Raw genomic sequence first — 13,762 nt, 5'->3', positions numbered from 1 at the left:
GCCTGCGGGTCACCGGCTGACTACGGGAACGCCCCCAAATGGGAGACGGCATGGCGGAGCGCATGGACGATCTGGTGGTGGTGATCCCCGGCATCCTCGGCAGCGTGCTGGAGCGCGACGGCCGGGAGGTCTGGAACCACTCGCTGGCCGCGATGCGTCACGTGCTGCCGCCGGGGCGCCTGGTGGACGCGCTGCGCCTGGACGGCCCGGGGGAGGTCACCGCGACCCGGCTCATCGGGGGACTGCACGTCGTCCCGGGGTTGTGGGGCATCGACGGGTACGGCGGGCTGCTCGATCACCTGGAGAAGGTCTTCGACGTGAGCCGGGGGAACCTCGTGGCGTTCCCGTACGACTGGCGCCTGTCGTGCCGGGTCAACGCGTGCCGCCTGGGGGACGTCGTCGAGAGGGAGCTCCTGCGGTGGCGGGAGACGGTGCCGGACGCCAAGGCGGTGTTCGTGTGCCACTCGATGGGCGGGCTGATCGCGCGGTACTACCTGGAGGTGCTCGGCGGCCGTGAGATCGCGCGCGGCCTCGTCACGATCGGCACCCCGCACCAGGGGGCCGCCAAGGCCGCGGCGGCGCTGAGCCTCGGGCTGGCGCCGGGCATCCGGTCCCGGCTGGGACGGTTCGGGAAAGTGCTGGACGAGCTGCGTGACGTGGTCGCCACCTTCGCGTCGGCGCACGAGCTGCTCCCGACGTACCGCTGCGTGGACCGCGGGGACGGGCGCATGTACCGGCTGACCGACACCGGCCTGCCCGACCTCCCGACCGAGGCCGTCAAGCACGGCGCGGCCTTCCACCAGGAGATCCGTGACGCCGTCGCCGACGGCACGCCCGCCCCGTACGGGCTGTGGACCTTCGGCGGCCACCGCCAGCCGACCACCCTCAGCATCCGGCACGACGCCGCCGGCGTGGCCGCTCTCTCCACGTGGAACGGGGAGGACCCGCACGGCGACGGCACGGTGCCCCGCTTCGCCTGCGTGCCTCCCGAGTTCGCCGACGACGGCCAGGTGCGTTTCTCCGGCGACCGCCACGCCGCCCTGGCCGGCGCGAAGCCGCTGCTGCACGCCCTGCACGCCATCCTCACCGCCACCCCGGTGCGCAAGTACCAGGCGACCGTCGAGGACGTGCTCTCGCTGGACGTCCCGGAGCTCGCGCCGGTGGGTGAGCCGGCCGAGATCACCGTGACCACCGGCTCTGAGCGCCTGCCCCTCGACGTCACCGCCGAGCACGACGAGACCGGCGCGGAGGTCGCCACCCCCGTCATGCGCAACCTCGGTGAGGGCCGCTACCGCACGGCGCTGGTCCTACCGCGGCCGGGGCCGTGGCGTCTCACCGTGAAGCCCGCCGTGCCCACGACGCTCCAGCCCGTGACCGATATCATCATTGCGGTCGCAACATCATGACCATCGGCCGTGATGTCGGTCAGAAACGTTAGCTTGGCAGCGTGAAGCGTGATGTCACACGCGTGAAGGGGCGGGTCCCTTCCAAGAGGAGACGCGGAGCGTTCTCCCGTTATGGTCTGTGGTTTCGCATGGCCGTGTCGCTGGTGCTGATCTCGGCCGTGGCCGCACTGCTCGCCGCGGTGATCGCGTGGTTCATCGTCCCGCGCGGGCTGTCCCCCTGGATCAAGATCGAGTACGGCAAGCACACCGGCAGGCCGCTGGAGGAACAGGCGCACATCCTCGCGTCCGGTAATGCCGTCGCGCTGGGCCTGGTGGCCGGCGACATCGTCGCCCGCGACCCGAAGCTGTCCGACAAGGCCGCGCTCGTCAAGGCGCTGCACCGCTGGTCGAGGCGGATCGACCGCACCACTGACCCCATCGGGCCGACCATCGTGGTGGCGGTGGCGGGGCTGGACGGGCGGCTGGTCCAGGCGTCGGTGCCGCCCGTCTACCCGGTCGGCTCCACCCCCCCGGGCATCGAGGCGGACAACTTCTCGGGCAGCGGAGTGAGCACCAAACCGGGACAGCCGATGGTGTGGGTCACCAGTCCGGTACGGGTCATCGACCCGATGCGGGTGATCGGCGTGGTGTACGTGTCGATGCAGGAGCCGGAGGGCTATGTGCCGTCCGCGCCGCTCATCACATCGGGGTGGGAGCCCAACGACTCGGGGTGGCTGGGGACCGCCGGGCTGGCGCTGGCCCTGCTCGTGCCGGTGTGCGTCGCGTTCGGGCTGCTGAGCACCCGGCGGCTCATCTCGCGGATCCGGCGGCTGGCCACGGCGGCGGACACGATGGCGCAGGGCGATCTCGGCGCGCGGGTCCCGGTGTCCGGCACCGACGAGGTGGGCCGGCTGGAGGACGCGTTCAACCTGATGACCGAACAGGTGGAGGCGGCCGCGCGGGCCGAGCGGGAGACGGCCGGGGCGCAGGCACGGTCGGCCGAGCGCACCAGGATCGCCCGTGAGCTGCACGACTCGATCTCCCAGCACCTGTTCTCCGTCAGCCTGGTCGCCGACAACCTCCGTCGCACCCTCCCCGAGGGGTCGAGCACTCATGACCAGGCCGCGTCGGTCGAGCAGACCGTCCGCCGCACGATGAGAGAGATGCGCATGATGCTCATGGAGCTGCGTCCCACCGAGCTGGAGGAGGCCGGCCTGGCCGCCGCACTGCGCGAGGTGTGCCAGGCCTACCAGGCGCGCCTGGGCATCACCATCACGACCGGCCTGGACCCGGTGACCCTGGACCCGAGGGCCGAGCACACCGTGCTGCGCGTCGCCCAGGAGGCACTCGGCAACGCCGTCAAGCACAGCGGCGCCGAGACCGTCGAACTGCGCGTCACCGCCGTCGACGGCCAGGTGGAGGTGGTGGTCCGCGACCACGGCCGCGGTTTCGACCCCCGGCGTGCCAGGGAACGCCACGGGCTCGGCCTGCGCCTGATGCGCGAACGCGTCACCGAGCTCGGCGGCACGATGGAGGTCGACAGCGCCCCCGGCGAGGGCACGACGGTACGGGTCCGCGTCCCCGCGTCCTCCACGGCCGGCATGACCACCGCGGCGGCCGGCACGAGCTGACCGGGCCGCCGCGCCGGACGCCCGGAACCCGCCCTGGCCGAAGGGACAGGGCGGATCGTGGGGGTCAGGCGCCGGTGGAGACGGTGAGGGTGTCGCCGGCTTCGTCGAGGTCCACCATGACCTTGTCGCCGTCGTGGATCTCGCCGGAGAGGAGGCTCTTGGCGAGTTTGTCGCCGATGGCGGACTGCACGAGGCGGCGCAGCGGGCGGGCGCCGTACAGGGGGTCGTAGCCGGTCAGGGCCAGCCAGTCGCGGGCGGCGGTGGTGACGGTCAGGGTGAGGCGGCGGTCGGCCAGGCGGGTCGCCAGGCGGGAGACCTGGAGGTCGACGATCTGGGTGAGCTCCTCGGAGCCGAGGGCGTCGAAGAGGATCACGTCGTCGAGGCGGTTGAGGAACTCGGGCTTGAACGAGGTGCGGACGGTGGCCATCACCTTGTCGCGTTTGGCCATGAAGTCCAGGGACGGGTCCACCAGGTACTGGGAGCCGATGTTGGAGGTCAGGATCAGGATGGTGTTGCGGAAGTCGACCGTGCGGCCCTGGCCGTCGGTGAGGCGGCCGTCGTCGAGCACCTGCAGCAGGATGTCGAAGACCTCGGGGTGGGCCTTCTCGATCTCGTCCAGCAGGACGACGGTGTACGGGCGGCGGCGGACGGCCTCGGTGAGCTGGCCGCCCTCCTCGTAGCCGATGTAGCCGGGAGGGGCGCCGACGAGGCGGGCGACGCTGTGCTTCTCGCCGTACTCGCTCATGTCGATGCGGGTCATGGCGCGCTCGTCGTCGAACAGGAACTCGGCGAGGGCCTTGCCCAGCTCGGTCTTGCCGACGCCGGTGGGGCCGAGGAACAGGAACGAGCCGGTGGGGCGGTCGGGGTCGGCGATGCCGGCGCGGGCCCGGCGCACGGCGTCCGAGACGGCCTGCACGGCCTGGCGCTGGCCGATGAGGCGGCGGCCGAGCTCGTCCTCCATGCGCAGCAGCTTGGCGGTCTCGCCCTCCAGCAGGCGGCCCGCGGGGATGCCGGTCCACGACGAGATGACCTGCGCGATGTCGTCCGCGCCGACCTCCTCCTTGACCATGGCGTCCTCGGGCTGGGCCTGCGCGTTGGCCTCCTCCAGCTCCTTCTCCAGGCGCGGCACGTCGCCGTACATCAGCCGGGACGCGGCCTCGAAGTCGCCGTCGCGCTGGGCGCGCTCGGCGGCGGAGCGGGTGTCGTCGAGCTGCTTCTTCAGCTCGCCGACGCGGTTCAGCGAGGACTTCTCCTTCTGCCACCGCACGACCAGCGCGTCCAGCTCCTCCTGCCGGTCGGCGAGCTCCTTGCGCAGCCGCTCCAGCCGCTGCACGCTCGCCTCGTCGGTCTCCTTGGCGAGGGCCAGCTCCTCCATCTTCAGCCGGTCCACGGCGCGCTGGAGCTCGTCGATCTCGACGGGACGGGAGTCGATCTCCATGCGCAGGCGGCTCGCGGCTTCGTCCACCAGGTCGATGGCCTTGTCCGGCAGGAACCGCGCCGTGATGTACCGGTCGGACAGCGAGGCCGCCGCGACCAGGGCGCCGTCGGAGATCTGCACCTTGTGGTGGGCCTCGTACCGGCCCTTGAGGCCGCGCAGGATCGCGATGGTGTCGGCGACGCTGGGCTCGCCGACGAAGACCTGCTGGAAGCGCCGCTCCAGCGCCGGGTCCTTCTCGATGCGCTCGCGGTACTCGTCCAGGGTGGTGGCGCCGATCATGCGCAGCTCGCCGCGGGCCAGCATGGGCTTGAGCATGTTGCCGGCGTCCATGGCGCCCTCGGCGGCGCCGGCGCCGACCACGGTGTGCAGCTCGTCGATGAACGTGACGACCTGGCCGTCGCTTTCGGTGATCTCGGTGAGCACGGCCTTGAGCCGCTCCTCGAACTCGCCGCGGTACTTCGCGCCGGCCACCATGGCGCCGAGGTCCAGCGCGACCAGCCGCTTGCCGCGCAGGCTCTCGGGCACGTCGCCCGCGACGATGCGCTGCGCCAGGCCCTCGACCACGGCGGTCTTGCCGACACCCGGCTCACCGATGAGCACGGGGTTGTTCTTGGTGCGGCGGCTGAGCACCTGCACCACGCGGCGGATCTCGTTGTCCCGGCCGATCACCGGGTCCAGCTTGCCGGACTTGGCGCGCTCGGTGAGGTCGACGCCGTACTTCTCCAGCGCACGGTAGGTGTCCTCGGGGCTCTCGCTGGTCACCCGGGCGTGCCCGCGGACCTTGTCGAACGCCTCGAGCAGGGCGTTCGGCGTGGCGCCCTGGCCCCTGAGCAACTGCGCGACGGGGCCGCCGTCCGCGGCGAGCCCGACCAGCAGGTGCTCGGTGGAGACGTACTCGTCCTCAAGCTGCTTGGCCCTGGCCGCCGCGGTGTTCAGCACCACGAGCAACTGCCGGGACGTGCTCGGCGCGCTCACCGTGGCGCCCTGCGCCTTCGGCAGCGATTCGAGCTGCGCCTCGGCCTCGGAGCGCAGCTTCTTCCAGTCGGCGCCGACCGCCTCAAGCAGGTGGACGGCGGTGCCGTCGTTCTGCGCGAGCAGGCTGGTGAACAGGTGGGCCGGCGCGACCTCGGGGTTGCCCTCGGTGGCGGCGCGCCGGATGGCGGCGGAGAGCGCGTCCTGGCTCTTGCGCGTCAGCTTGTAGTCCACGTCGACCTTGCCTTCCTCGCGAGGACGGGACGCCCGGGCCGTTCACGGGCGCCCGCCGGGTGCTATGTGAGAAGCCGCCGGTGGGCGGCGGAAAGTCAGGCCGGCGGCAGTTGGTACTGGATCAGCGCGCGGATCATCGCCATCTCGCCCTTGAGGCGGGCGAGCTCCTCGCGCATGCGGAGGTTCTCGGTCTCCAGGGCGAGGATGCGCTTGATGCCGGCCAGGTTGATGCCCTCCTCCTGGGAGAGGCGCTGGACCTCGCGGAGAAGGACGATGTCACGGGTCGAATAAAGCCTGCCCCGGCCGGCCGTCCGGCCCGGACTGACCAGGCCGAGACGGTCGTACTGCCGGAGGGTCTGTGGGTGGAGACCGGAGAGCTGAGCGGCCACCGAGATGACGTACACGGGTGTGTCGTCGGACAGATCGAAATACCTGGCGTCCACCGGCGTCGCGCCTCCCTTCGGCTTACTCGCTTCCGGCCTGTTTCAGCAGCTCGGCCCGCACGTCCTCGCCGTCGGACACGGCGCGGAACTCCTCGAGCGCGGACTTCGCCTTGTCGTCGAGGTGCTGCGGGACGGAGACCTCGACGGTGACCAGCAGATCACCCTTGGTGCCGTCCTTGCGGGTGACACCCCGGCCGCGCACCCGGAAGGTGCGGCCGTTCGGGGTGCTCTCCGGCAGGCGCAAGGTGACCGGCATGCCGTGCAGGGTGGGCACCTTGATCTCGGAGCCGAGGGCGGCCTCGGTGAACGTCACCGGGACGGTGACGGTGAGGTTGTCGCCCGAACGGCCGAAGACCGGGTGGGGTTTGACGTGGATCTGGACGTAAAGGTCGCCGGCCGGCCCGCCGTTCTCGCCGGGCGCGCCCTTGGCCTTGAGCCGGATGCGCTGGCCGTCCGCCACCCCGGCCGGGATGCGGGCCTGCAGGGTGCGGGTGCTCTTGCCGCGGCCGCTGCCCTCGCACACCGGGCAGGGGTCGTCGACGAGCAGCCCGCGGCCCTTGCAGTCGCGGCACGGCTCGGAGAAGGCGAAGTTGCCGAGGTTGCGGCTGGCCGCGCCGGTGCCCTCGCAGGTCGGGCAGACCCGCGGGGTGGTGCCCGCCTTGGCGCCCGTGCCCGCGCAGACCGGGCAGGCGGACGAGCTGGTCAGCCGCAGCGACACCGTGGTGCCCTCGACCGACTCGCTGAACGACAGGGTGACCTCGGACTCGATGTCCTGCCCGCGGCGTGGCCGGGTGGTGGTGCCGGTGGTGCGCCCGCCGCGGTTGAACAGCCCGCCGAACAGATCGCCGATGCGCTCCCCGGTGCCCTGGCTGCCGCCGAACAGGTCACCGAAGTCGAACGGCACGCCCCCGCCGCCGCGGGGGGCACCGGCACCCGCGAACCCGCCGAGGCCCGACCCGAACAGCGCCCGGGCCTCGTCGTACTCCTTGCGCCGCTTGGCGTCGGACAGCACATCGTAGGCCTCGGAGACCTGCTTGAACTTCGCCTCGGTCTCGGTGCTGCCCTGGTTGGCGTCCGGGTGGTACTTGCGCGCCAGCTTGCGGTAGGCCTTCTTGATCTCGTCGGCTGTGGCGGTCTTCGACACACCAAGGACCGCGTAATAGTCCTTTTCCAGGTAGTCCTTGGTGCTCATCTATCGCTTCCCATCGGTGCGCAAAGGGGGCTTCGCTCAATTGTCCTCGGGCTCGGCCGCCGCGTCGCCCGCGTCGGACGCGGAGCGGTCGGCCGCCTGAGCCGGCTCCTCGGGCTCGGCGACCGCGACCCGCGCGGGGCGCAGGATGCGGTCACCGATCTGGTAACCGGGCTGGAGGATCTCCACGCAGGTCGGCTCGGTGACGTCGGCCGAGTAGCTGTGCAGCAGGGCCTCGTGCACGGTCGGGTCGAACGGGTCGCCCTTGGTGCCGAAGGTGACCAGCCCCAGCTTGCCGACGGCGCTCTCCAGGGCCTCGCTCACCTTGGCGAAACCGCCGGTGAGCTCCCCGTGGTCGCGCGCCCTGCCGATGTCGTCCAGCACGGGCAGCATCTCGGTGAGCACGTTGGCCACCGCCTGCTCGCGGACCAGGACACGGTCCCGCTCCACGCGCTTGCGGTAGTTGGCGTACTCGGCCTGCAGGCGCTGCAGGTCGGCCGTGCGCTCCGCGAGCTGGGAGGCCAGGCCGTCGTCCGGGACGGCCTCCTCCGCCGGGGCGGCGGGCGGCGACTGGTCGGCCGCCTTGCCCGCCCCCTCACGCACCTCACCGGTCTTGGGGTCGATGCGCCGGTTGTCGCGGATGACCAGGCCCTCGTGCTCGCTCCCAGAGTTCGGGGACGTCACGCGGCACCGCCCTCCCGCTTCGGCTGGTCCTCGTCCACGATCTCGGCGTCGACGACGTCGTCGTCGGCCTTGGCCTGGGCCCCGGTGGGCGGCGCGTCCTGCGGGGTGCCGTCACCGGTGGCCTGCGACTGCGCGTAGATCGCCGAGCCCATCTTCTGGCTGACCGTGGCGAGCTTCTCGGCGGCGGCGCGGATGGCGGCCGAGTCGGTGCCCTCCAGCGTCTTCTTCAGCTCCGCCAGAGCGTCCTGGACCTCGGTCTTGACGTCGGCCGGGATCTTCTCGTCGTTCTCGCCGAGGAACTTCTCGGTCTGGTACGCGAGCGAGTCGGCGTTGTTGCGCGTCTCGGCCTCCTCGCGGCGCTTCTTGTCCTCTTCGGCGTAGGAGTCGGCCTCGCGCATCATGCGCTCGATGTCCTCCTTCGGCAGCGCCGAGCCGCCGGTGATGGTCATCGACTGCTCCTTGCCGGTGCCGAGGTCCTTCGCGCCGACGTTCACGATGCCGTTGGCGTCGATGTCGAAGGTGACCTCGATCTGCGGGATGCCGCGCGGGGCCGGGGCGATGCCGGTCAGCTCGAACGTCGCGAGCTTCTTGTTGTACGCCGCGATCTCACGCTCGCCCTGGAACACCTGGATCTGCACCGACGGCTGGTTGTCCTCGGCGGTGGTGAAGACCTCGGACCGCTTGGTCGGGATGGTGGTGTTCCGCTCGATGATCTTGGTGAAGATGCCGCCCTTGGTCTCGATGCCGAGGCTCAGCGGGGTGACGTCCAGCAGCAGGACGTCCTTGACCTCGCCCTTCAGCACGCCGGCCTGGAGCGCGGCGCCGATGGCCACGACCTCGTCGGGGTTGACGCCCTTGTTGGGCTCCTTGCCGCCGGTCAGCTCCTTCACCAGCTCGCTGACGGCCGGCATGCGGGTGGACCCGCCGACCAGCACCACGTGGGCGATGTCGGCGACCTTGATGCCGGCGTCCTTGATGACCTGGTGGAACGGGCCCTTGCAGCGCTCGAGCAGGTCGGAGGTGATGCGCTGGAACTCGGCGCGGGTCAGCTTCTCCTCGAGGTGGAGCGGGCCCTCGGCGGAGGCGGTGATGTAGGGCAGGTTGACCGAGGTCTCGGTCTGCGCGGACAGCTCGATCTTGGCCTTCTCGGCGGCCTCACGCAGCCGCTGCAGGGCCATCTTGTCCTTGGACAGGTCGACGCCGTGCGCGTTCTTGAACCGGGTGACCAGCTCGTCGACGACACGCTGGTCCCAGTCGTCGCCACCGAGGTGGTTGTCGCCGCTGGTGGCCTTCACCTCGACGAAGCCGTGGCCGTCCTCCTGGCCGACGTCGAGCAGCGAGACGTCGAAGGTGCCGCCGCCGAGGTCGAAGACGAGGATGGTCTGGTCCTTCTCCTTGTCCAGGCCGTAGGCCAGGGCGGCGGAGGTGGGCTCGTTGATGATGCGCAGGACGTTGAGGCCCGCGATCTGGCCGGCCTCCTTGGTGGCCTGGCGCTGGGCGTCGTTGAAGTACGCCGGGACGGTGATCACCGCGTCGGCGATCTTCTCGCCGAGGTAGGCCTCCGCGTCCGTCTTGAGCTTCTGCAGGACGAAGGCGCTGATCTGCTGGGGAGAGAACTTCTTGCCGTCGATCTCGACGGTCCAGTTGGTGCCCATCTCCCGCTTGACCGAGCGGATGGTCCGGTCGACGTTGGTGACGGCCTGGCGCTTGGCGACCTCGCCGACCAGGACCTCGCCGTTCTTGGCGAAGGCGACCACGGACGGCGTGGTCCGCGAGCCCTGCGCGTTGGCGATGACCGTGGGCTCACCGCCCTCAAGAATCGAGACGACGGAGTTGGTCGTCCCCAGGTCGATACCTACCGCACGTGCCATGAGTACGTCCTTGTAGTCAAAGTTGAGTCCGAGTGACTCAATCATGTGGTCGGCTTGCATGTTTGTCAAGCAGCTTGAGTCTAACCGGCTCAACCCTGCGCGGGGCACGGCTATTCCCCGTTTTCACCCTCTGGAAGGACGTGGTTCGTCCTGGAGAACGACGCGGGCCCGCCCAGGGTGCCCCGGGGCGGGCCCGCGTCGATGCCGCCAGCGGTCACTTCGCGCCGTCGACGATCCTCCGGGCGTCCAGAGGCGCCTTGAGCTGGACCGTCGTGACCTTGTGCACGGCGATCTGCACACAGATGGCGTCCGGCTCCGACGGGCCCTCGAACAGGGTGACGGTCACCGAGCCGGCGGCCTCCTTGACCTCCACCCGGTCGAGCACGTGGCACGGCTCGACGCCGGACCACCAGTACACCTTCAGCGACCGGCCGTCCGCCGAGGGCTCGGCCCTCTCGAACGCGATCGGGCGCGGGTTGATCGTGTTCCCCACCGGCCGCACCGGGCTGGCGTCCGGGTTGGGCGACGGCGTGCCCGTGCCCACGTCCGTGGAGACGGGCTGGTCGTCCTCCGGGCGGGGGCCCGCCGCGGAGTCGCCCGGCACGTTGCCGCAGCCCATGGTCAGCAGCAGGGAACCGGCCACCAGTAGCACTGTCATCATCCGCTTGTCCCTTCGCATGTCCTATTGACGTATGCCGCTTTCCGCGGGTTCGGAATCCTCGCCGTACCGATATGGGCCCGGCGCCGTCGCACTGGACCGGCGGGCCCGGACCCGTAGGCTGAGGGAGATCTTCTCCTCCTCAGCCGTCCAGGGAAGGTGCCATGGTGTTGCGTCGTGTTCTGGTGGCCGCCTCGACCAGCGACCGGGTCGGGCGGGTGGTGAGATCGGCGCCGCCCGCCAGGGGACTGGCGGGGCGGTACGTCGCGGGGCCCGGGGCCGAGGACGCCGCCTCCGCCGCGGCCGGGCTCGCGTCGGACGGGCTGCCGGTCACTCTGGACCGTCTCGCACCGGCGGCGCGCACCGCCGCGGACGCCGAGGACGCGGTGAAGGCGACGCTCACCCTCGTCGACACGCTCGCGGGGCGCGACGTCGCCAAGGGCGCCGACGTCCTCGTGCGCCTGCCCGCGCTCGGCCTCGGGCTCGACCTCGGGGTCGCCAGGCGCGGCGCCGCCCGGGTCTGCGAGGCCGCGGCCGAGGTGGGGGCCACCGTCACCCTGGACGCCGACCCGGCCACCGCCGAACCCGTCCTCGGCGTGCACGACGCCCTGCGCGCGGAGCACCCGGCGCTCGGGGTCGTCGTCCCGGCGTCCCTGCACGACGCCGAGGACATCTGCAGGTCGCTGGCGTCGGCCCGGGTGCGCCTCGTCCGGGGCGCCCCCGGCGTGTGGGGCGCGCCGGCGTACACCGTCCCCCACGAGGTGGACCGGTCGTACGTGCGGTGCCTGCGCGTCCTCATGGAAGGGCCCGGCACCCCCATGGTGGCCACGCACGACCGCCGCCTGGTCGAGATCGCCTCCGCGCTCGCCGTGCTCAACGAGCGCGAGCCGGACGGCTTCGAGTTCCAGGTCTCCTACGGCGTGCGGCCGCCCGCGCTCGACCGCTCTCCCGCCGCCCGCGTGCGCGTCCACGTGCCCTACGGCGAGGACTGGTACCCCCACCTCGCCCGCCGTTTCGCCGACCATCCGTCCGCGCTGTTCACCCGGGGGACGCGGGCGGGGAGCCGATAGGCTGCGAGGGATTCGGAGAGCTAGGCGAGGTGCCGTGATGATCGCGATTCTGGGGACCGGCAAGATGGGCGAGGCCCTGCTGTCGGGGTTGCTGCGGGCGGGCGTCGAGGCCGGCGAGATCGTCGCGACGGCGCGGCGCGAGGAACGCGTGCGGTGGCTGGGTGAGCGGTACGGCGTGCGCATGGTGTCCAACGCCGAGGCCGCGCGGACCGCCGACACGCTCATCCTGGCGGTGAAGCCGCAGGACATGGCGGCCCTGCTCACCGAGATCGCCCCCCACGTGCCCTCCGGCCGGCTGGTGGTGTCGGTGGCGGCCGGCATCACGACCGCCTTCGTCGAGTCGCGGCTCGGCGACGAGGTGCCCGTGGTGCGGGTCATGTCCAACACCCCCGTGCTGGTGGACGAGGCCATGAGCGTCATCTCCGCCGGCGCCCACGCCGGCGAGGACCACCTCAAGCAGACCGAGAACCTGCTCGCGCCGGTCGGCAAGGTGCTCCGCATCCCCGAGTCGCAGCAGGACGCCGCCACCGCCCTGTCCGGCAGCGGCCCCGCGTACTTCTTCTACCTGGTCGAGGCCATGGTGGACGCCGGCATCCTGCTCGGCATGCCGAGGGCCGCCGCTCTGGACATGGTCACCCAGTCGATCGTCGGCGCCGCCATCATGCTCCGCGACTCCGGCGAGCACCCGGTGATCCTCCGCGAGGCCGTCACCTCCCCGGGCGGCACCACCATCGCGGCCATCGCGGAGCTGGAGCGCCACAGCGTGCGCGCCGCCTTCCTCGCCGCCATCGAGGCCGCGAGGGACCGCAGCAACCGTCTCGCCGCCGGGTAATCGATTAGGAAAGTTTGTAGTCAAAAGGCATCATGTTCCCTGGTGAAACGGGGGACATGGGGGAGCTTGTGACGCAAGCCGTTCAAGAGGTCGCACCTCGGGCCGTTTGGACGCGGGATTTCGGGCTGTTCTTCACCGCCAGATCGGTCTCGACACTCGGGACGGCGATGGTGCCGGTGGCGATGTCGCTCGGCGTGTTGCAGGCCGGGTACGGCATCAGCGGCGTCGGGTACACACTGGCGTCGTCCACCCTGCCCATGGCGCTGCTGGTGCTGTTCGGCGGCGTGTTCGCGGACCGGTTCACGCCCCGGCGCATGATGGTGGGCGCCGACGCGGTGCGCTTGGTGACGCAGTCGGTGACGGCGGCGCTGTTCCTCACCGGGTCGCCGCAGCTCTGGCAGCTCATGGCGATCTCCGCGATCAACGGCACGGCGGCGGCGATGTTCCAGCCGGGGCTCGCCAGCCTGATCCCGCGCATCACCTCGGACGTGCAGCGCGCCGTGGCGACGCAGCGGACGTCGGAGTCGCTGATGCTGCTGGTCGGGCCGTCCGTCGCCGGGGCGCTCGTCGCGTTCGCGGACGTCGGCGTGGTCTTCCTCGTGGACGCGGCCGGGTTCGGCGTGAGCGCCCTGTGCCTCGCGTTGCTGAGGCTGCGCGACATCCCCCAGGTGGGCGGGGAGGCGACCGTCTGGGCCAACCTGCGGGAAGGGTGGCAGGAGTTCCGGTCCCGCACCTGGATGTGGGGGGTCATCCTGGTCTGGTCGGCCATGGGCATCGCGGTGTTCGGGCCGGTGCTGCCCCTCGGCGCGACCCTCGTCAGCGCGGCCCACGGCGCCACCGCGTACGGCTTCGTGACCTCGGCGTTCGGGGCAGGCACCATCGCCGGCGGCCTGGTCGCGATGCGGCTGAAACCGTCACGGCCCCTGGCCGCCGGGGCGACCGCGATGTTCGCCTTCGCGCTGCAGCCGCTGTCCATCACCCTCGGCCTGCCCCTGCCGGTGATGGCGGCGTGCCACGCGGTGGCGGGCGCCGGGTCAGCGTTCTGGGGCGTCATGTGGATGACCAGCGTGCAGACCCAGGTGCCCCCCGAGGTGCTGAACCGCGTGCACGCCTACGAGGTCGCCGGCTCGATCATGGCCATTCCCGTCGGCCAGGCCCTCGCCGGCCCCGCCGCCGCGCTGCTCGGCCCTCGCGAGGTCCTCGCCGTCTCCACGGTGGTGGCGGTGAGCAGTTGCGTGTGCCTGCTCGCCGTCCCCTCCATCAGGCGCCTGCGCCGGGTGGCCGGACCCGGCGGAACCGTCACACCCGCCGCGTGACGCCGAGGCCCTGGGTGCGGGGCGCCACACCGGGCGGGG

Annotated in this window: 10 protein-coding genes and 1 pseudogene; 5 read left to right on the top strand and 6 right to left on the bottom strand. The window is 71.5% G+C overall.

What is annotated here, in order from left to right; translation table 11 throughout:
* Positions 1 to 50: 50 nt before the first annotated feature.
* Positions 51 to 1,406, top strand: a complete 1,356-nt coding sequence (locus ABGB17_RS20075; RefSeq protein ID WP_347631685.1) for an alpha/beta fold hydrolase — start codon at positions 51 to 53, stop codon at positions 1,404 to 1,406.
* A gap of 128 nt (positions 1,407 to 1,534) precedes the next feature.
* Positions 1,535 to 3,016, top strand: a complete 1,482-nt coding sequence (locus tag ABGB17_RS20070; RefSeq protein WP_347631683.1) for an ATP-binding protein — start codon at positions 1,535 to 1,537, stop codon at positions 3,014 to 3,016.
* A gap of 64 nt (positions 3,017 to 3,080) precedes the next feature.
* On the opposite strand, the gene clpB is transcribed toward ABGB17_RS20070, so the two are convergent.
* The 6 genes and pseudogenes from clpB to ABGB17_RS20040 all read right to left on the bottom strand — a co-directional run bounded on the left by clpB (position 3,081) and on the right by ABGB17_RS20040 (position 10,508).
* Positions 3,081 to 5,660 (bottom strand): ATP-dependent chaperone ClpB, encoded by a 2,580-nt coding sequence (clpB, locus tag ABGB17_RS20065; RefSeq protein ID WP_347631681.1) that lies wholly within the window; start codon positions 5,658 to 5,660, stop codon positions 3,081 to 3,083.
* Positions 5,661 to 5,809: 149 nt separating this feature from the next.
* A pseudogene (locus ABGB17_RS20060) lies at positions 5,810 to 6,082 on the bottom strand (helix-turn-helix transcriptional regulator); the annotation flags it as partial.
* 43 nt (positions 6,083 to 6,125) lie between these two features.
* Complete coding sequence (dnaJ, locus tag ABGB17_RS20055; RefSeq protein ID WP_347631679.1) at positions 6,126 to 7,295, bottom strand: molecular chaperone DnaJ; 1,170 nt, start codon at positions 7,293 to 7,295, stop codon at positions 6,126 to 6,128.
* Positions 7,296 to 7,331: 36 nt separating this feature from the next.
* Entirely contained in the window at positions 7,332 to 7,976 is a 645-nt protein-coding gene (grpE, locus tag ABGB17_RS20050) for a nucleotide exchange factor GrpE (protein ID WP_347631677.1), read from the bottom strand.
* Positions 7,973 to 9,847: a molecular chaperone DnaK gene (gene dnaK, locus ABGB17_RS20045; RefSeq protein WP_347631675.1), complete on the bottom strand. Its 1,875-nt coding sequence runs from the start codon at positions 9,845 to 9,847 to the stop codon at positions 7,973 to 7,975. The genes grpE and dnaK overlap by 4 nt, the downstream gene beginning before the upstream one ends.
* A 214-nt stretch (positions 9,848 to 10,061) precedes the next feature.
* Positions 10,062 to 10,508, bottom strand: coding sequence for a hypothetical protein (locus ABGB17_RS20040; protein ID WP_347631673.1), 447 nt, complete (start codon positions 10,506 to 10,508; stop codon positions 10,062 to 10,064).
* A 161-nt stretch (positions 10,509 to 10,669) separates the two neighbouring features.
* On the opposite strand from ABGB17_RS20040, the gene ABGB17_RS20035 reads away from it, so the two are divergent.
* From ABGB17_RS20035 to ABGB17_RS20025, 3 genes are read left to right on the top strand one after another with little or no spacing between them, the layout of a single operon-like run.
* Positions 10,670 to 11,575, top strand: a complete 906-nt coding sequence (locus ABGB17_RS20035) for a proline dehydrogenase family protein (RefSeq protein ID WP_347631671.1) — start codon at positions 10,670 to 10,672, stop codon at positions 11,573 to 11,575.
* Between the two features lie 37 nt (positions 11,576 to 11,612).
* Positions 11,613 to 12,407 (top strand): pyrroline-5-carboxylate reductase, encoded by a 795-nt coding sequence (proC, locus tag ABGB17_RS20030; RefSeq protein WP_347631669.1) that lies wholly within the window; start codon positions 11,613 to 11,615, stop codon positions 12,405 to 12,407.
* A 56-nt stretch (positions 12,408 to 12,463) separates the two neighbouring features.
* Positions 12,464 to 13,723: an MFS transporter gene (locus ABGB17_RS20025; RefSeq protein ID WP_347631667.1), complete on the top strand. Its 1,260-nt coding sequence runs from the start codon at positions 12,464 to 12,466 to the stop codon at positions 13,721 to 13,723.
* Positions 13,724 to 13,762 lie beyond the last annotated feature (39 nt).

The organism is Sphaerisporangium sp. B11E5 (assembly GCF_039871875.1).
GTDB lineage: Bacteria > Actinomycetota > Actinomycetes > Streptosporangiales > Streptosporangiaceae > Sphaerisporangium.
The sequence above is the reverse complement of the archived record's forward strand: the minus strand, read 5'-3'. Positions and strand labels throughout refer to the sequence as shown.